This is a genomic window from Phycobacter azelaicus, from assembly GCF_014884385.1.
In the GTDB taxonomy this organism is placed as follows: domain Bacteria; phylum Pseudomonadota; class Alphaproteobacteria; order Rhodobacterales; family Rhodobacteraceae; genus Phycobacter; species Phycobacter azelaicus.
In genome coordinates this window covers 3,022,495-3,042,830 of record NZ_WKFH01000003.1, presented here as the reverse complement: position 1 = coordinate 3,042,830, position 20,336 = coordinate 3,022,495, and the positions used below count along the sequence as shown (strand labels likewise).

21 protein-coding genes are annotated in these 20,336 nt (G+C 58.1%); 7 read left to right on the top strand and 14 right to left on the bottom strand.

The genetic code is table 11. From position 1 onward, the window contains the following. Positions 1-21: 21 nt before the first annotated feature. The 9 genes from INS80_RS15710 to iscR all read right to left on the bottom strand — a co-directional run bounded on the left by INS80_RS15710 (position 22) and on the right by iscR (position 7,861). Positions 22-1,242 carry a cysteine desulfurase gene (locus tag INS80_RS15710; protein ID WP_192966530.1) on the bottom strand — a complete coding sequence of 407 codons (1,221 nt, stop codon included), beginning with the start codon at positions 1,240-1,242 and terminating at the stop codon, positions 22-24. Further along, complete coding sequence (locus INS80_RS15705; protein ID WP_192966529.1) at positions 1,235-1,819, bottom strand: Yip1 family protein; 585 nt, start codon at positions 1,817-1,819, stop codon at positions 1,235-1,237. Before INS80_RS15705 ends, INS80_RS15710 begins: the two co-directional genes overlap by 8 nt. Continuing rightward, positions 1,816-2,301 (bottom strand): YIP1 family protein, encoded by a 486-nt coding sequence (locus INS80_RS15700; RefSeq protein WP_192966528.1) that lies wholly within the window; start codon positions 2,299-2,301, stop codon positions 1,816-1,818. The genes INS80_RS15705 and INS80_RS15700 overlap by 4 nt, the downstream gene beginning before the upstream one ends. After that, a complete protein-coding gene (locus INS80_RS15695; protein ID WP_192966527.1) occupies positions 2,301-3,581 on the bottom strand; it encodes a SufB/SufD family protein in 1,281 nt (426 codons plus the stop codon). Before INS80_RS15695 ends, INS80_RS15700 begins: the two co-directional genes overlap by 1 nt. Then, positions 3,582-4,337 (bottom strand): Fe-S cluster assembly ATPase SufC, encoded by a 756-nt coding sequence (gene sufC / locus INS80_RS15690; RefSeq protein WP_192966526.1) that lies wholly within the window; start codon positions 4,335-4,337, stop codon positions 3,582-3,584. It abuts the gene before it with no gap. 67 nt (positions 4,338-4,404) lie between these two features. Continuing rightward, positions 4,405-4,719 carry a YbjQ family protein gene (locus tag INS80_RS15685; protein ID WP_192966525.1) on the bottom strand — a complete coding sequence of 105 codons (315 nt, stop codon included), beginning with the start codon at positions 4,717-4,719 and terminating at the stop codon, positions 4,405-4,407. Positions 4,720-4,757: 38 nt separating this feature from the next. Beyond that, positions 4,758-6,278, bottom strand: a complete 1,521-nt coding sequence (sufB, locus tag INS80_RS15680; RefSeq protein ID WP_192966524.1) for a Fe-S cluster assembly protein SufB — start codon at positions 6,276-6,278, stop codon at positions 4,758-4,760. Positions 6,279-6,293: 15 nt separating this feature from the next. Next, positions 6,294-7,337 carry a cysteine desulfurase family protein gene (locus tag INS80_RS15675; RefSeq protein WP_192966523.1) on the bottom strand — a complete coding sequence of 348 codons (1,044 nt, stop codon included), beginning with the start codon at positions 7,335-7,337 and terminating at the stop codon, positions 6,294-6,296. 62 nt (positions 7,338-7,399) lie between these two features. Continuing rightward, the gene (gene iscR, locus INS80_RS15670) at positions 7,400-7,861 is read right to left on the bottom strand and encodes a Fe-S cluster assembly transcriptional regulator IscR (RefSeq protein WP_192966522.1); all 462 of its coding nucleotides are present in this window, start codon (positions 7,859-7,861) and stop codon (positions 7,400-7,402) included. Positions 7,862-8,051: 190 nt separating this feature from the next. Here iscR and INS80_RS15665 point away from each other — a divergent pair, with 190 nt between their 5' ends. Genes INS80_RS15665 through INS80_RS15655 form a run of 3 tightly spaced genes read left to right on the top strand, consistent with a single transcriptional unit; the run spans position 8,052 to position 10,122 of the window. Next, on the top strand, positions 8,052-8,705 hold the full coding sequence (locus tag INS80_RS15665; RefSeq protein ID WP_192966521.1) for an alpha/beta hydrolase: 654 nt from the start codon (positions 8,052-8,054) through the stop codon (positions 8,703-8,705). Continuing rightward, positions 8,705-8,956 (top strand): hypothetical protein, encoded by a 252-nt coding sequence (locus tag INS80_RS15660; protein ID WP_192966520.1) that lies wholly within the window; start codon positions 8,705-8,707, stop codon positions 8,954-8,956. The genes INS80_RS15665 and INS80_RS15660 overlap by 1 nt, the downstream gene beginning before the upstream one ends. After that, positions 8,953-10,122 (top strand): HD domain-containing protein, encoded by a 1,170-nt coding sequence (locus INS80_RS15655; RefSeq protein WP_192966519.1) that lies wholly within the window; start codon positions 8,953-8,955, stop codon positions 10,120-10,122. The genes INS80_RS15660 and INS80_RS15655 overlap by 4 nt, the downstream gene beginning before the upstream one ends. An 87-nt stretch (positions 10,123-10,209) precedes the next feature. Here the strand turns inward: INS80_RS15655 and INS80_RS15650 are convergent, their stop codons facing one another. Further along, positions 10,210-11,799 (bottom strand): methyl-accepting chemotaxis protein, encoded by a 1,590-nt coding sequence (locus tag INS80_RS15650; RefSeq protein WP_192966518.1) that lies wholly within the window; start codon positions 11,797-11,799, stop codon positions 10,210-10,212. Between the two features lie 28 nt (positions 11,800-11,827). Next, positions 11,828-12,127 (bottom strand): hypothetical protein, encoded by a 300-nt coding sequence (locus tag INS80_RS15645; protein WP_192966517.1) that lies wholly within the window; start codon positions 12,125-12,127, stop codon positions 11,828-11,830. A 245-nt stretch (positions 12,128-12,372) separates the two neighbouring features. Between INS80_RS15645 and INS80_RS15640 the strand changes: the two genes are divergently transcribed. The 3 genes from INS80_RS15640 (at position 12,373) to INS80_RS15630 (ending at position 15,324) form a co-directional block, all read left to right on the top strand. After that, the gene (locus INS80_RS15640; RefSeq protein ID WP_304622245.1) at positions 12,373-12,708 is read left to right on the top strand and encodes a DMT family transporter; all 336 of its coding nucleotides are present in this window, start codon (positions 12,373-12,375) and stop codon (positions 12,706-12,708) included. 113 nt (positions 12,709-12,821) lie between these two features. Further along, positions 12,822-14,642 carry a translational GTPase TypA gene (typA, locus tag INS80_RS15635; RefSeq protein WP_192966516.1) on the top strand — a complete coding sequence of 607 codons (1,821 nt, stop codon included), beginning with the start codon at positions 12,822-12,824 and terminating at the stop codon, positions 14,640-14,642. 100 nt (positions 14,643-14,742) lie between these two features. Next, a complete protein-coding gene (locus INS80_RS15630) occupies positions 14,743-15,324 on the top strand; it encodes a VOC family protein (protein ID WP_192966515.1) in 582 nt (193 codons plus the stop codon). Between the two features lie 69 nt (positions 15,325-15,393). Here INS80_RS15630 and INS80_RS15625 read toward each other — a convergent pair whose 3' ends face one another. From INS80_RS15625 to recA, 3 genes are all read right to left on the bottom strand, one after another. Continuing rightward, positions 15,394-15,681, bottom strand: a complete 288-nt coding sequence (locus INS80_RS15625) for a DUF1330 domain-containing protein (RefSeq protein WP_192966514.1) — start codon at positions 15,679-15,681, stop codon at positions 15,394-15,396. Positions 15,682-15,683: 2 nt separating this feature from the next. After that, the gene (gene alaS / locus INS80_RS15620) at positions 15,684-18,335 is read right to left on the bottom strand and encodes an alanine--tRNA ligase (protein WP_192966513.1); all 2,652 of its coding nucleotides are present in this window, start codon (positions 18,333-18,335) and stop codon (positions 15,684-15,686) included. Between the two features lie 143 nt (positions 18,336-18,478). After that, positions 18,479-19,546 (bottom strand): recombinase RecA, encoded by a 1,068-nt coding sequence (recA, locus tag INS80_RS15615; protein WP_192966512.1) that lies wholly within the window; start codon positions 19,544-19,546, stop codon positions 18,479-18,481. 31 nt (positions 19,547-19,577) lie between these two features. Here recA and INS80_RS15610 point away from each other — a divergent pair, with 31 nt between their 5' ends. After that, on the top strand, positions 19,578-20,330 hold the full coding sequence (locus tag INS80_RS15610) for a gamma-glutamyl kinase (RefSeq protein WP_369411419.1): 753 nt from the start codon (positions 19,578-19,580) through the stop codon (positions 20,328-20,330). The last annotated feature ends 6 nt before the right edge of the window (positions 20,331-20,336 follow it).

Here is a 20,336-nt window from a genome sequence, read left to right as displayed (position 1 = left end):
CGGATCGAGAACCGGACTGGCCTACGAGAACAACTCGTGGGCCAGTTCCAGCGCGTCGACCAGCGTGTCGACCTCTTCCCGTGTATTATAAAGAGCAAAGGACGCACGACAGGTTGCGGCCACACCGAGGTGCTCCATCAGCGGCCCGGCACAGTGCTGCCCGGCCCGAACCGCGACACCCTTCTTATCAAGAATGGTAGATATATCATGGGGGTGCGCAGCATTGTTCATGGTGAAACTGAAAATGGCGGCCCGGTCTTTCGCCTGCCCCTGAACGGTGAGCCAGTTTAGTCCTGACAACCGTTCGGTGGCATAGGTGCAAAGATCTTTCTCATGGGCCGCGATGTGCTCCATCCCCAGATCCATCATGTACTCAAGCGCGACACCGAGACCGATCGTCTGAACAATCCCGGGCGTGCCAGCCTCGAACTTCATCGGCGGATCATTATAGATCACGCCATCCCGGCTGACTTCTTTGATCATGTCACCGCCACCGATGAAGGGACGCATCTCGGCCATGCGTTCGGGCCGGATGTAGATCGCACCGGACCCAGAAGGCCCGTACAGCTTATGCCCGGTAATCGCATAGAAATCACACCCGATATCCTGCACATCAACTGGCATGTGCACGGCGCCCTGTGAGCCATCCACCAGAACCGGCACGCCTTTTGCATGCGCGCCCGCGGTAATTGCCTTGACGTCCACAATGGTCCCAAGAACGTTGGAACACTGCGTGATGGCGACCAGTTTGGTTTTGGGTCCGATGGCGTCGATCACCGCTTGGGGATCAAGACTGCCATCCGGCGCCGTGTCTACCCATTTCAGGACCGCCCCCTGCCGTTCGCGCAGGAAATGCCAGGGCACGATATTGGCGTGATGTTCCATCACCGACAGGACGATTTCGTCACCCGGTTCGAAGCGGGGCATCGCCCAGCTGTAGGCCACCAGATTGATGCCCTCGGTGGTGCCAGAATTAAGGACAATGGTGTTTTCATCGCCTGCGTTCAGAAAGCGCGCGATAATGCCCCGGACGCTTTCATACTTTTCGGTCGCAAGATTAGAAAGAAAGTGCAAGCCCCTGTGAACATTCGAATATTCCTGAGAATAGGCGCGTGTAATAGCGTCAATGACCACCGATGGCTTTTGGGCGGAAGCGCCATTGTCCAGGTAAGTCAGCGGCTTGCCGTTCACCTCCCGCGACAGGATCGGAAATTCAGAGCGGATCTTTTCGACGTCATACATATGCGGGCAGTCCCAGGTTATCAGGGCCAAAGAGACCCAATACGAATGTCAGTGCAAAGAGCGCCAAAAGGCTCGCCATCAGGAGAACGCCAAAGGCGCGCCAGAGAGAAGCAAATCGATGGCCCTCGTTCACAAAATGCAGGAGCACGTACACAAGGTAGAGGTTCACGGCCAAGCTCAGAAGCCCACCAAGCCCTGGCGAAAGGACAATGGCGAAAATCAATACGACCTGAAGAGCAAGGCGAACCACCTGCAACCAGACCATCATGGACAGCACTTCGAAGAAACCGCCCTGGCCGCCGATCATGCGCCCAGACACAGTCACCGCTGAGGAGAAAACAAGCAGAACGCCGGTCGAAAGCGCCATATACAAGATGGGAGACGGGTTCAGAAACGCCATTTCCTCGGGAACGGGAAACAGGACCGTCATTACCGCATAGGCAAGCGCGTTAAGGACCGCGACCAAAAACAGGCCAGTCCACAGCGCCTCTCCCCGCCAGTGTTGGGCCAGTACAATCTGCGCTGCCGCAGACGGGTTTCGGAGGGTCAAGCGACCAAGAGTGAAAAACTCAGTCATCTACGTGTCCAATATGCCTCGATCATGCCCGACAGCCAGAACCAGCTGCAGACGGCCAGCCACAGGACGCCGACCAGGTTCAGCTCAATGCCGGGCCCGATAAAGCCCGCAACAAGTCCGTTGAGCAAAAGCAACGGACTTGACGCCAGAAGTGTCCAGAACAGAACGAGCCGCGCGCGATAGGACTCGCCCGATCCCCCGAACAGCCGCGCCAGCAAGTGCAGGCACCAAGACGCAGCGTATAGGGCGAGCGGGGCAATGAAAATCAATCCCAGCAGCGCACCGCCCAAAAGCATGTTCAGTTCCTGCCCCGTCAGGTGCGCTTCACGCGACAAACGTGGCATCTGTGCGATGAATGCGATTGCACAGCCGAACATCAGAAAGGCAAGCAAACGGTCTTCGCGCGGCCCCATGGACAGGAGCCGCGCGATTACACGACGCGGCCCCCGGTAGGTGGCCACGATATCAGTGGTTATTGCCATCAGCGACGACGGGCCAGCCAGCCTTCAAGCCGGGTGACAATAGCTGCAGCGATCTCTTCATCTTCAATTTCGTCGACGGCCTCGGCCAAGAAAGCCAGGGTCAACAGATCGGTCGCCTCATCCGCCGGAACGCCGCGTGAGCGCAGATAAAAGAGCGCGTCCTCATCTATCGCACCCGAAGTCGATCCATGCGAACAGGCAACGTCATCGGCGTAGATCTCCAGCTCAGGCTTGGCAAGGAACTGACTGTCGTCATCCAGCAGCAGAGACTGAGAAATCTGATATCCATCAGTCTTTTGCGCACCTTCCTTCACGAGGATCTTACCCTGAAAGACGCCGGTGGCACCGTTTCGCAGCACCTTTTTGAAAACCTGACGGCTTTCGCAGTTCACCGCGTCGTGCGTGATGAAGACCGTATCGTCGTGGTGGAAATCACCATCACCGGCGCAGGCCCCTGCGATATGGGCGACTGCATCGTCACCCGTCAACTCAATCACAGCCTCGTTCCGGGTCAGAACGCCATTCACGGTCAGGGTAAAGCTCTTGAACTCGGACTGGGTTCCAAGGCGGGCAAACAGATGCGTCGCCGCGCGGCGTTCGTGATCGCGTCCCTGAGCGCGGACCAGATGGAGCTTGCCGGTGTCGGCAATGTCGATCTCCATGCACTTGTTGAAACGCGAGGCCGCAGGACCGTTTTCCAGAATGGTTGCTTCCGCTCCAGCATCTACGCGGATCACATGGTGCAGGATCGCGTCCGAGCCTTCATCCGAATGCCGATAGACCATGTTGATGGGCTTGGAAGGCTTACCGGTCACATGAATGGCGAGCCCGTCCTGCGCAAAGGCAGTGTTGAGTGCGGCCAAGGGACGCGCCACAGGGGATTGCCCACGTGCCTCAAGAACGCCGTACAAGTCTTTGGCCCAATGGATATCCTTATTACAGATATCGGCGATGCGCTCGATCGCAATGCCCTCGAGGGACAGATCATCGGACTCTTCAGCCGAGAACACACCATCGACAAACACGATCTTGATGCGATCGAACTGGTCGAACATCGGCGCTTCATCCGTTTCAAAAACGGCCGCATTCGGCGCTTCGACCTGCGTCAGCGTATCGGGCTGGGTGTACTTCCAATACTCATCGCGGCGCCCCGGCAGGCCCAAAGTCTGTACACGGGACAGGGCGGCACGGCGCGCGGCCTCAAGGCAGCCGCCCGTGGGCAACGAGAGCGCGGCCAGCCGCGCGTCGGTTGCGTTTTGCTTTACCTCTGGAAGCGCCATTTAAGCCACCTCTGCCAGGATGTCGGCATAACCGTTGTTCTCCACCTCAAGCGCCAGCTCGGGGCCGCCGGTTTTAACGATGCGCCCATTGGCCATGATGTGCACCACGTCCGGTTTGATGTGATCCAGCAGGCGCTGATAGTGGGTGATCACCAGGAAGCCGCGCCCCTCGTCACGCAGGGCGTTTACGCCTTCGGCCACCAGCTTCATCGCGTCCACGTCAAGGCCGGAGTCAGTTTCATCCAAGATGCACATCTTCGGCTCAAGCATGGCCATCTGAAGGATCTCGTTGCGCTTCTTCTCGCCGCCCGAGAAGCCCACATTCACCGGCCGCTTAAGCATCTCGGCGTCGATTTTCAGGTCTTTCGCCTTGGCGCGCACTTCTTTCAGGAAGTCAGCTGCCGACAGCTCCTCTTCGCCGCGCGCCTTGCGCTGTGCGTTTACCGCGGTGCGCAGGAAAGTCATGTTGCCCACGCCGGGGATTTCAACAGGGTATTGGAAGGCTAGGAACATGCCAGCAGCAGCACGCTCTTCCGGCTCCAGCTCCAACAGGTCTTCACCTTCTAGCGTGGCGGATCCACCTGTGACCTCGTAGCCATCCTTGCCCGACAGCACATAGGACAGGGTGGATTTACCCGACCCGTTCGGCCCCATGATCGCGTGCACCTTGCCGGCCTCAACCGCCAGGTCCACACCTTTGAGGATCTGCTTGTCCTCTTCTTCAAGTTTCACTTGCAGGTTTTTGATTTCCAGCATGATTTCCTCGTTTCTATCTCTTCGGGGATCGGCCCCGGTTGTTCCTGTGCCCCGAAGGACGAATTCCTTAGCCGAGTACCACGGCCGTGCCACTTGCCGAAACCATCAGCATGGAGTCGGCGATCACTTCATAGTCCAGATCAACCCCAACAACGGCATTGCCGCCAACTGCGCGGGCGTTGGCCTCGAGCTCTGAAAGGGCGGTTTCTCGCGCATCCTGCAGCTTGCTTTCATAGGCGCCAGAACGCCCGCCAACGATGTCGGTCACAGAGGCAAAGAAATCCCGCACGACATTAGCGCCCATGATCGCCTCGCCCACGACGATGCCCTTGTATTCGGCGATCTGATACCCCTCGACGGAGGGGGTGGTTGTCACGATCATCGAGTTTGTTCCTTTGCTGTGCTGCCAGGGACCGGCCACTAGCCGACCGAGCCTTCCAGCGAAATCGCAACCAGCTGCTGCGCTTCCATGGCGAATTCCATTGGCAGGGCCTGCAACACGTCCTTGCAGAAGCCGTTCACCACCAGGGCGACCGCCTCTTCCTCGTCCATGCCACGCTGGCGGCAGTAGAACAGCTGATCATCGTCCACCTTGGATGTGGTCGCCTCATGCTCCACCCGGGAAGAGTTGTTCTTGACTTCGATGTAAGGCACCGTGTGGGCGCCGCATTTGTCACCGATCAGCAGGCTATCGCACTGGGTATAGTTGCGCGAATTCTTGGCCTTTGGATGCATCGACACAAGGCCGCGATAGGTGTTCTGCGCCTTGCCAGCCGAGATCCCCTTGGAGACAATGCGCGACTTGGTGTTCTTGCCCAGGTGCACCATCTTTGTGCCGGTATCGGCCTGCTGCATGTTGTTGGCGATGGCGATCGAGTAGAACTCACCCTGGCTTTCCTCACCGCGCAGGATGCACGACGGATATTTCCAGGTGACCGCAGAGCCGGTTTCCACCTGCGTCCACATCACCTTGGAGCGGTCGCCACGGCAATCGGCGCGTTTGGTGACGAAGTTGTAGATCCCGCCCTTGCCTTCCTCATCGCCGGGGAACCAGTTCTGCACGGTGGAGTATTTCACCTCGGCGTCTTCTTCGATGATGATCTCCACCACGGCGGCGTGCAGCTGTGCGGTGTCGCGCTGCGGAGCCGTACAGCCTTCCAAGTAGCTGACATAGCTACCTTTATCAGCAATGATCAGGGTACGTTCGAACTGGCCGGTGTTTTCCGCATTGATACGGAAATAGGTGGACAGTTCCATCGGGCATCGCACACCCGGCGGCACGTATACGAAGGAGCCATCCGAGAACACGGCAGAGTTCAGTGTCGCGTAAAAGTTGTCAGACACCGGAACAACGGAGCCAATATACTTCTTGACCAGTTCCGGATGGTTCTTGATCGCCTCCGAGATGGAGCAGAAGATCACACCCGCCTCTTCCAGCTCTTTCTGGAAGGTGGTGCCGACGGACACCGAGTCGAAGACCGCATCAACGGCAACCTTGCGGCCCTCAGCAGGGGCATTCTCTGCGCCCTCGACGCCAGCCAAAATCATTTGCTCTTTCAGCGGGATACCGAGCTTTTCGTATGTTGCCAGCAGTTTGGGATCGACCTCATCCAGAGATTTCGGCTTCACCTCCATCGATTTGGGGCGGGCATAGTAATACTGGTCCTGGAAATCGATCTCGGGATAGCTGACCATGGCCCAGTTCGGCTCATCCATCTTTTCCCAACGTTCAAAGGCCGCGAGACGCCATTCGGTCATCCATTCAGGCTCTTCGTTCTTTTCCGAAATCAGGCGAACGATATCTGGGTTCACGCCCTTGGGGGCGTATTCCATCTCGATATCCGTCTCCCAACCATACTTATACGTACTGACCTCGGCCACCGCGTCCACGGTTTCCTGGTCGACACCTTCCTTGACTTGGGTCTGGTCCAAAGCGGCCATGATCTTCTCCTGCAGTCACGCCGCGCGGGCGCGATGTTTCTTTTGTTTCTCAAGCCACGCCTTGGCAAAGCGCAGCACATCATCTTCGGTTGTATCGAGCCCAAGCGACACCCGGATGGCGCCCTGAGCGGTCGTCTCGTCATATCCCATAGCGGTCAGCACAGCGCTGGCGCGCACCTTGCCGCTGGAGCAGGCGCTGCCTGCGCTGATGGCAAACCCGGCCAAATCCATCTGCATGACCTGCGTCTCGCCCTTCCAGCCTGGGGTCGCAAAACATGAGGTATTGGGCAGGCGTTTTGACTCTTTCCCGACAAAAATAGTCTCCGGCGCGCCCGCTGCAAGCTCATTTTCTAGAATATTTCTAAGTTCTGCGATGCGGTCCCATTTTCCATCGGCAAGATCGCGCGCGGCAGCACATGCGGCGGCGGCAAAACCTGCGATCCCGATCACGTTTTCGGTGCCCGATCGGCGTCCCATTTCCTGACCGCCCCCCTTGATCTGGGCAGCCAGGTCCGTGCCGCGTTTCAGGACCAGCGCTCCGCAGCCCTTCGGACCACCGAGTTTATGAGCGGAGATAAGCGCCATCTCGACACCGAGCCAATTGAAGGCAACCGGCAGCTTGCCAAAGGCCTGTGTAGCATCGCTCACCGCTAGCCCTTGGGGCAAATCTTGTATCACACCGGTTTCTGAGTTGGCCAATTGCAGGGCGCTCTTTTCCGGTTCAGGCACCGCAACCACACCACCTGAAGTCGCAGAAAGATCCTCAACAATCCAAGCTCTTACGGCATCATGTTCAACCCCACAGCCGAGCAGACCGCGCCCCGCCATCGCCAGCGCCGCACCCTCGGTTGAGCCAGAGGTAAATACAATGTCGGCCCCGTCCGCGCCGATGGCTTCGGCGATTTGCGCGCGGCTTCGTTCAATCAACGACTTGGCCGCGCGCCCTTCGGCATGGACAGACGACGGGTTCCCGCAAATCTCCATCGCGGCGATCATTGCATCACGCGCCTCCGCTCTTAGCGGTGTTGTTGCGTTGTGATCGAGATAAACCCGTTTCATACACTCATCTTTTCGAAATGCCAGCCAGAGTACTGGCTCGCAAGGCTTCACAGAGGTCAGTCTTATTCAGCGTCCACGACAGCAAAAAGGTTCGGCACCGCCGGACAGGGGGCTAGTTCATTCTCGATCACGTCAGACAGGCGTGTTTGGTGCAAAAACACATAGACCTGTGCAGAAAGGCTCTGCCACAAACGGTTCGTAAGCGATTGCGCGCGGGATCCTGAGGCACCGCCCGAGGCCCCTGCCCCCTTGTGCATCGCATCCACGGTTTCATCCACCGCAGCCAGAACATCCACCACGCGAATCTCAGACGTTGGTTTGGCCAAGCGATAGCCGCCACCCGGACCGCGCACCGAAGAGACGAGTTCCGCGCGCCGCAGCTTGACAAAGAGCTGCTCTAGGTAAGGAAGCGAAATATCCTGGCGTTTCGAAATATCCGCAAGCACGACCAAAGAGCCTTCGGGCTGCAAGGCAATATCGGCCAGCGCCACCATTGCATATCGTCCCTTGGTCGATAGCTTCATTTCTATTCTCCCAAATGGCAGCCCGCGCCGCGAAAACATTGACCTTGAGTGCTGCAACGCATATCTCAGCTTGACAGCATGTGGGCCACAGGGGCCCGCAGCAATTAGAACAGTTCTAAGGTGCCCTAGGGAATTCGTCAAGTTTCCCCGACCGGCAGTTTTGGAAATTCAGAGTAGGAACGAAGCTTACATGCCTGAGGTCATTTTCCCCGGACCCGAAGGCCGCCTGGAAGGCCGCTATCACCCCCAGAAAGAAAAAGACGCCCCCATCGCGATCGTTCTGCACCCACACCCGCAGTTCGGCGGCACGATGAACAACAAGGTCGTCTACAATCTGCATTACGCCTTCTACAACATGGGCTTTACCGTGTTGCGCTTTAACTTCCGCGGCGTGGGGCGAAGCCAGGGTGAATACGACCAAGGTGTGGGCGAGCTTTCCGATGCGGCATCGGCGCTGGATTACCTGCAGTCGATGAACAACAACTCCAAACACTGCTGGGTTGCCGGGTTTTCCTTTGGGGCCTGGATTGGCATGCAGCTTTTGATGCGGCGCCCGGAAATCACCGGGTTCATCTCGGTGGCGCCGCCTGCGAACATGTATGACTTCTCCTTCCTCGCCCCCTGCCCGTCCTCAGGCCTGATCATCAACGGCACCGCCGACCGTGTGGCGCCGCCTGCCGATACGGTGAACCTGGTGAACAAGCTGCACGAGCAGAAGGGCATCACCATCACCCATACCGAGGTTGAAGGCGCCGATCACTTCTTCCAGGAGCCACACATGGATACGCTGATCGGCAATGTCAGCGATTATGTCAAACGCCGCCTGACTGAGACCACCCGCTGATGGGAACGATCGAGACGCTGGCACAGAAACTGGCCGTCGATACGCTCAAGATACAGGACGCAATCGGCGAAGATCGGCTTTACGTCGAAGTTGGTCAGGTCCTCGGTGCAGCGTCTCAATCCCTCGAGGAGGCCTTTCTCACCGAGGTTCGCGTGCGCCTCGCGGAACGCAAGGCGCGCGATTTCCTGAACCAGAAGATTGCAACATTGCAGGCCGAAGCCGAAGCTCGGCAACAAGGCGACAAGACGTGAACGCACGGCTTGATGCACAGTTCACATTCCTGCGCGAAGCGGAAAAACTCCGCCGCATAGAACGGCAAAACCTGATCTTAGACGGCTCGCGGGTTGAGAATTCGGCAGAACACAGCTGGCATCTAGCGCTTTATGCCATGGCTCTTGCCCCTTTCGCAGAACCCGAAGTGGATGTAGACCGCGTCATCCAGATGCTCCTCCTCCACGACTTGGTGGAAATCGATGTGGGCGATCACCCGATCACCAATGACGTGGATTGGGCTGCCGTGGAAATCGCAGAAGCGGCTGCGGCACGACGCCTGTTCGGGCTTCTGCCAAAGGATCAGGGCGATGCCCTTCTGTCCCTTTGGCTGGAATTCGAGGCGGCCCAGACGCCAGATGCGCGCTTTGCAAAGCAACTGGACCACTGCCAGCCGATTTTTCAAACGCTCTATTGCGAGCGCGTGCCCGATTTTCACATTGATGTGGTTCGCCAAAACCTGACCGTGGGGCGCGCCACCGCCTTGGAGCACAGCTTTCCCAAGGCTTTTCACCATGCAAAAAACCTGCTTGGCGAAGCAAACACAGAAAGCTGCCCGGATCTGGCCGCCCGCATCGCATTTTTGAACGAAGCCGACGCTTTGAAGCGTGTACTGCGCGCCTCGAAACTTGGCGACGGCAGTCGCCATGAAAACTCTGCCGAGCACAGTTGGCATATCATGCTCCATGGCTGGGTCTTGGCCGAACACGCAGCTCATGACATTGATCCTTCGCGCGTTCTACAGATGTTGCTTTTGCATGACATCGTAGAAATCGACGCCGGGGACACACCCATTCACGGCGTTCAGGATGCAGTGGCCCTCGCCGCAATCGAGGCCAAGGAAGCAGCGGCAGCCGAGCGTCTGTTCGGGCTTCTTCCCGCGCCTCAATCAGCGCTTTTTCACGCCCTCTGGACCGAGTTTGAAGCCGCCCAGAGCACGGATGCAATTTTCGCCAAATCCATCGACCGGGTGCAGCCGCTGTTTCTGAACCTTCTGAACGGCGGTGGCAGTTGGGTGGAATACGATGTGAACCTGCATCAACTTGAGGAGCGGGTTGGACAAAAGGTCGCCCGTGGCGCTCCGGGCGTCTGGGACCATGTCCTTGCAGAGGTTCGTCCCTGGTTCGAACAGGCCGGACGGGTCTAACCTGTCTTCAGAATCTCAAAAGGGGCAGTGCCGCGGCACTGCCCCTTTTCATTTGAACCCTCCGGATCGCACCGAAGCGCCGGGATGTTAACCCGCAAAACGCATGCTGTTGTCCAACGCCTGTTCACCAGAGTCGTGGTCAAGTTCGAACTTGGACAGAGTGTCCGCCAGCTCACGCGCCTTGCTGTCCATTGTCATGCTCATGGCGGTCATTTCTTCAACCATGGCAGCATTGGTCTGGGTCGCCCCGTCCAACGTGCTGAGAGCCGTTGCCATTTCCGACAGCGCAGACGCCTGATCGTTTGACGTTCCGGAGATCTGCTCGATCAGTTCATTTGTTTCGGAGACACGCTCAACGATATTCTGCAGTGCGCTTCCAGCACGGTTCACCAGTTCCGAGCCTTCTTTCACCTGCAGCGCGCTGGTACCGATCAGAGACTTCACTTCGTTCGCGGCATCTGCAGTACGCTGGGCCAGTGTGCGGACTTCGGCGGCAACAACCGCAAAGCCACGACCGCTTTCCCCGGCACGAGCCGCTTCAACGCCCGCGTTCAGCGCCAGAAGGTTGGTCTGGAAGGAAATGTCCTCAATCACGTTGATGATGGTCGAAATTTCGCTCGAAGACTTCTCGATATTTCCCATCGCCTCAACTGCAGCACTCATCAGATCGCCGTTCTCGACCGCGCCATTGTAGGCGCTCCGGGCGTTCTCAGCCGCTTTGCCCGAGTCCATCGCGCTCTTCTTGACCGATTCACTCAGCTCCTGAAGGGCGGAAGTCGTTTCTGTCAGTGTGGCCGCCTGTGACTCGGTTCTCGTTGACAGGCTTTGGACGGAGTCCGATACGGCCTGAGCATTGCTCCGGAACTCACCGGAAATCGACATTGCCATGCCGAGGCCCTGGTTCAGGCTGTCGGCAAGAGCGTTGAAGTTGGTCTTCATGCTTTCATATTCAGCCGGGAAGTCGTTGATGATGCGCGTGCTCAGATTGCCCGACGCCATGGTCTGCAGGCTGGTGTCAAAGACATGCACAACAGTCTCTGTGTCGCGCTTGGCCCGCATGGCCTCTTCCTGGGCTTCTTCGGCTTTGGCAGCTTCTTCCTGCAATTTCTGCTGCTGAGTTTCGAGCTCTTTCTGTGCCTCAGCACGCTGTTTGATGCTCACAAGCAGGATCCCGGCCTCCACCAGTACGATCACAGCATGCATGACCGTACGCTCAACGCTTTCGAGCACGGAGCCGCCCGGATAGACCAGGCTGGGCATAAGAAGGCTGAACGATAGGTGATGCACGGCAATCAGCCCGGTGGCAAATACCACCGCGCCCATGTTGTGCAGCGTCGCAACAACAGCAAGAAGCGCAAAGAACAGCATGTGGCTGTCAAGCTGCCAAGGGTGGCCTGAGAACGACGTTGTAAAGAGGATGCTGTGTCCGATCAGGCAAAAGCTGATCACGTAGTCGCGGGTATTCTTCGCCATTCCCCCAGACAGAAGTGCCAACACACCGAGCCCGAGGCTGAGAATGCCAATCATCCACCATGAAACTGCGCCATTCACAAAGTAGGCGACAAGCGCTGGAACCGGCACCAGGGCCATACCCGTCAGCCGCTGAAACTGCTGGCTTGCACCATCTGCACCCGAGCCGCGGCCAGCGCCCTTCGCCTTTTCTACCAATGTCCGCATTGCAATGCGTCCCCTATTCAACTTTCATTCACTCAGCGCACAGCTGCGCTATCAGTCGTCCATCGACAACGAACCAAGCCCCGTTGTTCTTTAAACGCTCCACTTCGGAAGCGTCGCTCAGGGCTGTCAAAGCCCCAAAGAGCGCGCGTTCAGGAGAGATCTCTTGCAGCCCCGCTCGTCTGATCACATCGGCAGCATCCTCACGCCACGGTGCGGAAATCACCAAAACAGGCTCGCCGATGCTCAGCCCCTGATGCGCAGCAAGCGCCAGCAGTGGGGATAAGCCCACAGCCAAAAATGCCGCTAACCCAAGAAACCATTTCCGCATAAGACGTCCTTTCAAACTCCGTGTTAAACCACCGCCTGTTCACATTCCGTTACCAATTCCATTAAAAGTTTCCATGGTCTGAAGATTCTTGAACAAGTCGATCTCTCGGGCCCTGCCCGACAGCCGCTCCATGCGTATTCTGAGCAGCTTTGTCGTTTCTGGGCTGGCACCGGTTGGGCCTCTCAGCTACTCAGACTGCAGATCAGAGGCATACCTCGACAGTCTATTCAGCAGGGATCGTTCAGATGCCAATGCACTACATTTTCCTCGTTGTCGCCGTTGCCGCCGAAACAATCGGCACAACCGCGCTTCAGGCCAGCCAACAGTTCACGCGATTGGTGCCATCGCTTATCGTTCTCTTTGCCTATGGTTTTTCTTTTTACATGCTCGGCCTCACGCTCAAGGTCATGCCGGTCGGCATTGTCTACGCAATCTGGTCAGGGCTCGGCATCGTTCTCATTGCTGTGATCGGCTATGTCGTCTTTGGGCAGCGGCTTGATCTGCCGGCTGTTCTGGGCATGGCAATGATCCTTGCAGGTATTCTGGTGATACACCTGTTCTCATCATCATCAGGGCACTGACACCCAATGCGCGCAGCGGCGCAGCGCCGGGGAAAGATGAATGTGCATTTTCGCTGGCCTTCGGGCCGGGATCGGGCTATGCGCGGCGCAACTTCCTTACAAAGGCTGACGTCATGGACCTGCGCAACATTGCGATCATTGCACACGTGGACCACGGGAAAACCACCCTCGTCGACGAATTGCTCAAACAATCCGGCGCCTTCCGCGAAAACCAGGCTGTGGCGGAACGCGCCATGGACAGCAACGACCTGGAGCGCGAGCGGGGCATCACCATCTTTGCCAAACCGACCTCTGTCGAATGGAAAGGCACCCGGATCAATATTGTCGACACCCCCGGCCACGCCGACTTTGGCGGCGAGGTGGAGCGTATCCTGTCGATGGTGGACGGCGTTGTGCTGCTGGTCGATGCTGCCGAAGGCCCGATGCCGCAGACCAAATTCGTGACGTCCAAAGCGCTGGCCCTGGGCCTGCGCCCCATCGTTGTGCTGAACAAGGTGGACAAGCCCGACGCCGAACCGGACCGGGCGCTGGACGAGTGTTTTGATCTTTTTGCATCGCTCGATGCAACCGAAGACCAGCTCGACTTCCCCCACATGTATGCTTCGGGCCGCAACGGCTGGGCCGATGCCGAACTGGACGGTCCCCGCAAGGATCTGCACGCGCTGTTCAACCTGATCGTGAACCACGTGCCCGAGCCCAAGCAGATCAAACGTCAGGGCGAAGACTTCCGTATGCTGGCCACCACCCTCGGCAGCGACCCCTTCGTAGGACGGCTGCTGACTGGCCGTGTTGAATCCGGCACGCTGAAAGTCGGGGCCACCGTTCAGGCCCTGACCCGCGTGGGTCAGAAAATCGAACAGTTTCGTGTTACCCGCATCCAGGCGTTCCGTGGTCTTGCCCAGCAAGACATCGAAGAAGCCCAGGCCGGCGATATCGTTTCCATCGCGGGGATGGCCAAGGCGACCGTGGCCGACACCATCTGCGCCCTCGCCGTGGACGAGCCGCTGGATGCACAACCGATCGACCCCCCCACCATCACCGTGACGTTCGGCATCAACGACAGCCCGCTCGCGGGCCGTGATGGCAAAAAGGTGCAATCGCGGGTGATCCGTGACCGGCTGATGAAAGAAGCCGAAAGCAACGTCGCCATCAAGATCGCCGACACCCCCGGCGGTGAGGCGTTTGAGGTTTCGGGCCGCGGCGAACTGCAGATGGGTGTTCTGATCGAAAACATGCGCCGCGAAGGGTTCGAGCTGTCAATCTCCCGACCGCAGGTGATCATGCGCGAAGAAGACGGCCAGACGATGGAACCCATCGAGGAAGCCACCATCGACGTCGATGACGAATACTCCGGCGCGGTGATCGAGAAACTGACCGGCGCCCGCAAGGGTGAACTGGTCGAGATGAAACCTGCCGGCGCGGGCAAGACCCGGATCATAGCTCATGTCCCCTCCCGCGGGCTCATTGGCTATCACGGCGAATTTCTGACCGACACCCGCGGTACTGGCGTGCTGAACCGCGTCTTCCATGGCTGGGCGCCGCACAAGGGCCCGATCCCTGGGCGTCGCGCAGGTGTTCTGATCTCCATGGAGAACGGTCAATCCGTCGCCTATGCACTGTGGAACCTCGAAGATCGGGGGAAGATGTTCATCGGCGCGCAGGTCGACGTCTATACAGGCATGATCATCGGTGAACACTCGCGCGACAACGATCTGGAAGTGAACCCACTGAAGGGCAAGAAGCTAACCAACGTGCGGGCCTCCGGCACGGACGAGGCCGTGCGCCTGACGACGCCGGTCACCCTGTCGCTGGAAGAAGCAATTGCCTATATCAACGACGACGAGCTGGTCGAAGTCACGCCCAACTCGATCCGCCTGCGCAAGCGCTATCTTGACCCGCACGAGCGCAAGCGGATGGCCAAATCGAACGGCTGACCGTAACGGCTCATCACAAACAAGAGGCCGTCCCCCGGGGCGGCCTTTTTGTGTTGGTCATCCATGCTAGGTTCCCTTTCAAAGCAAAGGGAGACGCGGCATGCGCAAAATTCAGGTACAGGGCGTTCATCACATCACGCTCACCGGCGCCGACAGGCAGACATCCATCGACTTCTGGGAAGGGCTTTTGGGTATGCCCTTTGTCTTTGATCAGCCCAATCTGGACGACCCGGATGAAGGGCATTTGTACTTTGATCCCGGTGATGGGCGGCTCATCACCGTTTTTACAAATGAAACCCGCACCCCCGACCGTCGCCGCACCCCGACCGAACCGGGATGCGTTCATCACCTCGCCTTCAACGTGAGCAAAGCAACCTTTTCTCAGATCGAAACCCGGCTGAACGAGCGCGGGATTGGCCATTCCGGCCCGAAGGATCGCGGCTTCATGGATTCGATCTATTTCAAAGATCCCATGGGGCTGTTAATTGAACTGGCCTGTTACAGGTTCGAGCCGCCCGTCGGCTGCACCCATGCGGATGTGATGATCGAGGCCCACAAGATCCGCGTGGAACGGGGCGATTACAACATCCAGGAGGCGCACCTGGCCGACGCGATAGAGATGTTGGTGGAGCGACGCCAGAACAGCCTCTCAGACGACCGAAGCCCCCGTAACCCTTATTGATAAAATAGAAAAGAGCGCGAGGAGGACCCCGCGCTCTCTTTTATTCCATATCATACGATCGGTGCTGCGCTACTCGGAGGTTTCAACGACCATCAGCTCGCGCTCGGACGCGCCACGCGCATGATCCAGCGCCTCTTGGTACTCCGGGCTGTTGTAGCATTCGACCGCAGCCTCGACGCTAGGGAACTTGGCAACCACGTTGCGCGGGCGCTCCTTGCCTTCCAGTTGCACGAACTTGCCGCCGCGGGCGATGAACTCACCACCGTGCTTGGCGATGGCAGGGCCGGCCAGTTCAGCGTATTTCCCATAGGCCTCTGCGTCTGTGACGGTGACGTGAGCAATCCAAAGTGCGCCCATGATTATCCCTCCAAAAGTTTTTCTGCCGCCGCAATGGCCGCATCGGCCCCCGCGAAATCCTTGCCGCCGCCCTGCGCCATGTCGGGACGGCCACCGCCGCCCTTGCCCCCCACGGCGGGCACGGCGGCCTTCAGCACATCCACTGCCGAAATCTGATCGGTCAGATCGTCGGTCACGCCAGCGGCAACAGCGACCTTTCCATCATCGTTGGCGATCAAGAGGATCACCCCCGAGCCCAGCTTTTGCTTGTGTGCATCGATGAGGCCACGCAGGTCCCTGCCCGACACGCCCTCCAGCGCCTGGCCCAGGAAGGTCTTACCGCCGATTTCCTTGGTATCAACACCGCCCGTGGCTCCGCCACCCATAGCAACCTGCTGTTTCAACTGCGAGATTTCGTTCTGTAGAGTTTTGCGTTCATCCATCAGCGCCTTGATGCGATCCATCACATCGGCAGGCTGCGCCTTCAGCATGGCGGCAACCTCGGCCATGCGCCCGGCTTCGGCCTCCAGATACTCAGAGGCTGCGGCGCCCGTCAGCGCTTCGATCCGGCGAACCCCGGCCGAGGATGCGCTGTCTCCGAGGATCACAAAGGTGCCGATATCACCGGTTTGCTTCACATGGGTGCCACCGCAGAGTTCAATCGAATAGGTTTCCTTGTCGTGGCCCTTGCCGGTCGCGGCGCGACCCATCGAGACCACGCGGACCTCATCACCATATTTTTCACCGAACAGCGCCTGAGCGCCAAGGGCGCGGGCATCATCCGGGGTCATGATGCGGGTCTCAACGGCGGTGTTCTGGCGAATGAAGGCATTTACATCAGCAGAGACTTTCGCCAGCTCTGCACCGCTCAGCGCCTTGCCGTGGCTGAAATCGAACCGCAGGCGGTCATCGGCATTGAGCGAGCCGCGCTGCGCCACGTGATCGCCAAGCGCCTCACGCAGGGCCTCGTGCAGCAGGTGCGTGGCCGAGTGATTGGCCCGGATGGCACTGCGGCGGACATGGTCCACTACCAGCTGCGCCGGGGCGTTGACGGTCACGATACCCTGCACCACCTCGGCGAAATGGATGAAGACGCCAGCGGCCTTCTTCGTATCCGTTACACGCAGTTCCCCGCCTTCAACACGGATCTCACCACTGTCGCCGACCTGACCGCCAGATTCCGCGTAAAACGGCGTCTGGTTCAGAACAACCTGAACCACATCGCCCTTGCCCGCCTCACGCACGATGGCGCCGTCCTTGACGATGGCCGCGATCTGTCCCTCGGCGCTCTCGGTTTCGTAGCCCAGGAATTCGGTCGTGCCGTGCTCATCCGCGATATCGAACCAGATCGTGCTGTCGGCGCTTTCACCCGAGCCGGACCAGGCGGCACGCGCCTTTGCCTTTTGCTCGGCCATGGCAGCATCGAACCCTGCGGTGTCCACCTCACGCCCCTTTTCACGCAAGGCGTCCTGCGTCAGGTCCAGCGGGAACCCATAGGTGTCATAAAGCTTGAAAGCCGCCTCACCGGGCAGCGGCGCGCCTTCCTCCAGACCGGTAAGTTCTTCGTCCAGCAGCTTGAGGCCACGGTCCAGCGTCTGCTTGAAGCGGTTTTCCTCAAGGTGCAGCGTTTCCTGAATCAAAGCCTGGGCGCGGCCAAGTTCGGGATAGGCAGCGCCCATCTGCTGCACAAGCGCAGGCACCAGCTGGTGCATGACCGGATCCTTGGCGCCCAGAAGGTGCGCATGACGCATAGCACGGCGCATGATACGGCGCAGCACATAACCACGACCGTCATTGGAGGGCATCACCCCATCTGCAATGAGGAAAGAGGTGGAGCGCAGGTGGTCCGCGATCACGCGGTGATGCACGTTCTGATCACCATATGGGTCGACGTTGGTGACATCCGCGGATGCCTCGATCAGTGCCTTGAACAGGTCAGTATCATAATTGTCATGGCTGCCCTGCAAAAGCGCGCCGATCCGCTCAAGCCCCATGCCGGTATCGATGGACTGCATGTCCAGTGCCTTCATAGAGCCGTCTTCGAACTGCTCGTTCTGCATGAAAACGACGTTCCAGATCTCGATGAAACGGTCGCCGTCTTCATCCGCACTGCCCGGAGGACCACCCCAGATGTGATCACCGTGATCATAGAAGATTTCGGTGCAAGGGCCGCAGGGGCCGGTGGGCCCCATCTGCCAGAAGTTGTCAGAGGTATCGATCCGGATGATCCGGTCTTCGGGCACGCCGACCTTCTTCCAGATTTCAAAGGCCTCGTCGTCGGTGTGATAGACCGTGGTCAGAAGGCGGCTCTTGTCAATGCCGAACTCTTTGGTGATCAACTCCCAGGCAAAAGGGATCGCTTCGGTCTTGAAGTAGTCACCAAATGAGAAATTCCCCAGCATTTCGAAAAAAGTGTGGTGACGCGCAGTGTAGCCAACATTGTCGAGGTCGTTGTGCTTGCCGCCCGCACGCACGCATTTTTGCGCGGTGGTGGCGCGTTTATAATCACGATGCTCAACCCCGGTGAAGAGGTTCTTGAACTGAACCATGCCGGAATTGGTGAACATCAGCGTCGGATCGTTACGCGGCACAAGCGGGCTGGAGGGCACGATTTCGTGGCCCTGCTTGGCAAAATAATTCAGAAATGTTGAGCGGATATCGTTCAGCGTCGCCATATGCGGGATCCCTTTTCGGGCTTTGTCAGGGTTTCACGCAGGTTTAGCCCTCCGCGCGAGCACTGTCCACTGCCCTGAAACCGAAAAAGGGTGCGGCCAATTCCGCACCCTTTTCCCAGTTAATCAACCAAGTCCTACCAATGTCAGCCCTCAAGGATGTCATCATCCGCAGCGCCATCAGGTCGATCAAAGTCCAGCCCATGAGCCGCACGGATCTTGTCTTCTATGTCATAGGCGATTTCAGGGTGATCACGCAGAAACTGCTTGGCGTTTTCCCGCCCCTGCCCGATCCGTTCGTCGCCGTAAGAGAACCAGGCGCCGGATTTGTTCACAACACCGGCAGCGACACCAAGGTCCAGAAGCTCACCCATCTTGGAGATCCCTTCACCATACATGATATCGAACTCAACCTGTTTGAAAGGCGGTGCCACCTTGTTCTTGACCACTTTGACCCGTGTTGCGTTTCCGACGACTTCATCCCGATCCTTGATCGATCCGATACGACGAATGTCGAGGCGTACAGACGAGTAGAATTTGAGCGCGTTACCGCCCGTGGTGGTTTCGGGAGAACCGAACATCACGCCGATTTTCATGCGGATCTGGTTGATGAAGATAACCATGCATTTGGAACGGCTGATCGATCCAGTCAGTTTGCGCATGGCCTGGCTCATAAGTCGGGCCTGGACGCCGACGTTGGAATCACCCATGTCCCCTTCGAGTTCCGATTTGGGCGTCAACGCCGCAACCGAGTCCACAATCACCATGTTCACGGCCCCCGAGCGCACCAAGGTATCGGTGATCTCCAGCGCCTGTTCACCGGTGTCGGGTTGAGAAATCAGCAACTCGTCGAGATCCACGCCAAGCTTGGCCGCATATTGCGGATCCAGCGCATGTTCCGCATCGACAAAAGCGCAAACACCGCCCTTTTTCTGTTGTTCTGCAACACAATGCAGGGTCAACGTCGTCTTACCGGAGCTTTCCGGTCCGTAGATTTCGACGATGCGCCCCATCGGCAGACCGCCAATGCCAAGGGCAATATCCAGCCCCAAAGAGCCGGTCGAACTGGCTTCGATCTCCTGGATCGCATTGCCATCGCCCAGCTTCATAATCGATCCCTTGCCGAACTGCCGCTCAATCTGGGCAAGCGCGCTATCCAGCGCCTTTTGCTTGTCACCGCTCACTTTGTTTTTCATGGTCAAAAGATCCGCCATAGTCCCTTGTCCCCTTCTATCTGTCATACCCTTGGGGTCGCGGCAATCACTTGCTTTGTTCGCCTCTTGTTCCTTATGGGACCAAAAGGAGAACATTGCAATAACAAACTTGCAGCAGGCCGCCTGGCAAGCCAATGTGGGGCAGGATTTGGTCGCTTTTTGCGCTGCATTTTCACGAGGCTCGGTTCAGATGATGGTTTTTTATGACGAAAGGCTCGTCCTTCTGTCGGTTCCAAAGACAGGAACGACGGCCTATCAGACCGCTTTGAGAGACCGCGCCGATATCGTCATGGCAGATCCACCGGAGCTGAAGCACGCCCCGGTTTATCGATACAATCGCTGGCTGCGTCCCATGTTCGAACGCGTTTGCGGTGTTGAATTGGAACTTATGGCAGTCATGCGTAACCCAATCGATTGGCTGGGCAGCTGGTATCGGTTTCGTCAGCGTCCATTCCTGGATGGCAAACCCACTTCAACCAAAGGGCTGTCCTTTGACGATTTTGTCCGTGCCTATTGCAAGGGGGACGCGCCCGCCTTTGCAAATGTCGGCAGTCAAGCTAAATTTCTGGAGGGTCGCCCCAATGGCTGCTGCGTGACACATCTGTTCCGCTATGAGGATCAGCGGGCAATCAGAGCTTTCCTGGAGGACCGCCTTGAAACTAAAATCAGCCTTGAAACCCTGAACGCCAGTCCCCGAATGGATCTGTCTCTAAGTCCGGAAGTCGAGCGCATCTTGCGCCGGAAACGGGCTGAGGATTTCGAACTCTATGAAAGTCTCTCCTGACCGGGC

What these genes read in the sequence shown, in the direction of transcription:
- iscR (WP_192966522.1), bottom strand. Translation starts at nt 7,861, where the DNA reads ATGAAGCTATCGACCAAGGGACGATATGCAATGGTGGCGCTGGCCGAT.
- sufC (WP_192966526.1), bottom strand. Translation starts at nt 4,337, where the DNA reads ATGCTGGAAATCAAAAACCTGCAAGTGAAACTTGAAGAAGAGGACAAG.
- alaS (WP_192966513.1), bottom strand. Translation starts at nt 18,335, where the DNA reads ATGGCGACGCTGAACGATATCCGCTCAACATTTCTGAATTATTTTGCC.
- INS80_RS15700 (WP_192966528.1), bottom strand. Translation starts at nt 2,301, where the DNA reads ATGGCAATAACCACTGATATCGTGGCCACCTACCGGGGGCCGCGTCGT.
- INS80_RS15695 (WP_192966527.1), bottom strand. Translation starts at nt 3,581, where the DNA reads ATGGCGCTTCCAGAGGTAAAGCAAAACGCAACCGACGCGCGGCTGGCC.
- INS80_RS15665 (WP_192966521.1), top strand. Translation starts at nt 8,052, where the DNA reads ATGCCTGAGGTCATTTTCCCCGGACCCGAAGGCCGCCTGGAAGGCCGC.
- recA (WP_192966512.1), bottom strand. Translation starts at nt 19,546, where the DNA reads ATGGCGGATCTTTTGACCATGAAAAACAAAGTGAGCGGTGACAAGCAA.
- INS80_RS15660 (WP_192966520.1), top strand. Translation starts at nt 8,705, where the DNA reads ATGGGAACGATCGAGACGCTGGCACAGAAACTGGCCGTCGATACGCTC.
- INS80_RS15630 (WP_192966515.1), top strand. Translation starts at nt 14,743, where the DNA reads ATGCGCAAAATTCAGGTACAGGGCGTTCATCACATCACGCTCACCGGC.
- INS80_RS15625 (WP_192966514.1), bottom strand. Translation starts at nt 15,681, where the DNA reads ATGGGCGCACTTTGGATTGCTCACGTCACCGTCACAGACGCAGAGGCC.
- INS80_RS15710 (WP_192966530.1), bottom strand. Translation starts at nt 1,242, where the DNA reads ATGTATGACGTCGAAAAGATCCGCTCTGAATTTCCGATCCTGTCGCGG.
- INS80_RS15685 (WP_192966525.1), bottom strand. Translation starts at nt 4,719, where the DNA reads ATGATCGTGACAACCACCCCCTCCGTCGAGGGGTATCAGATCGCCGAA.
- INS80_RS15645 (WP_192966517.1), bottom strand. Translation starts at nt 12,127, where the DNA reads ATGCGGAAATGGTTTCTTGGGTTAGCGGCATTTTTGGCTGTGGGCTTA.
- typA (WP_192966516.1), top strand. Translation starts at nt 12,822, where the DNA reads ATGGACCTGCGCAACATTGCGATCATTGCACACGTGGACCACGGGAAA.
- INS80_RS15650 (WP_192966518.1), bottom strand. Translation starts at nt 11,799, where the DNA reads ATGCGGACATTGGTAGAAAAGGCGAAGGGCGCTGGCCGCGGCTCGGGT.
- INS80_RS15705 (WP_192966529.1), bottom strand. Translation starts at nt 1,819, where the DNA reads ATGACTGAGTTTTTCACTCTTGGTCGCTTGACCCTCCGAAACCCGTCT.
- sufB (WP_192966524.1), bottom strand. Translation starts at nt 6,278, where the DNA reads ATGGCCGCTTTGGACCAGACCCAAGTCAAGGAAGGTGTCGACCAGGAA.
- INS80_RS15640 (WP_304622245.1), top strand. Translation starts at nt 12,373, where the DNA reads ATGCCAATGCACTACATTTTCCTCGTTGTCGCCGTTGCCGCCGAAACA.
- INS80_RS15675 (WP_192966523.1), bottom strand. Translation starts at nt 7,337, where the DNA reads ATGAAACGGGTTTATCTCGATCACAACGCAACAACACCGCTAAGAGCG.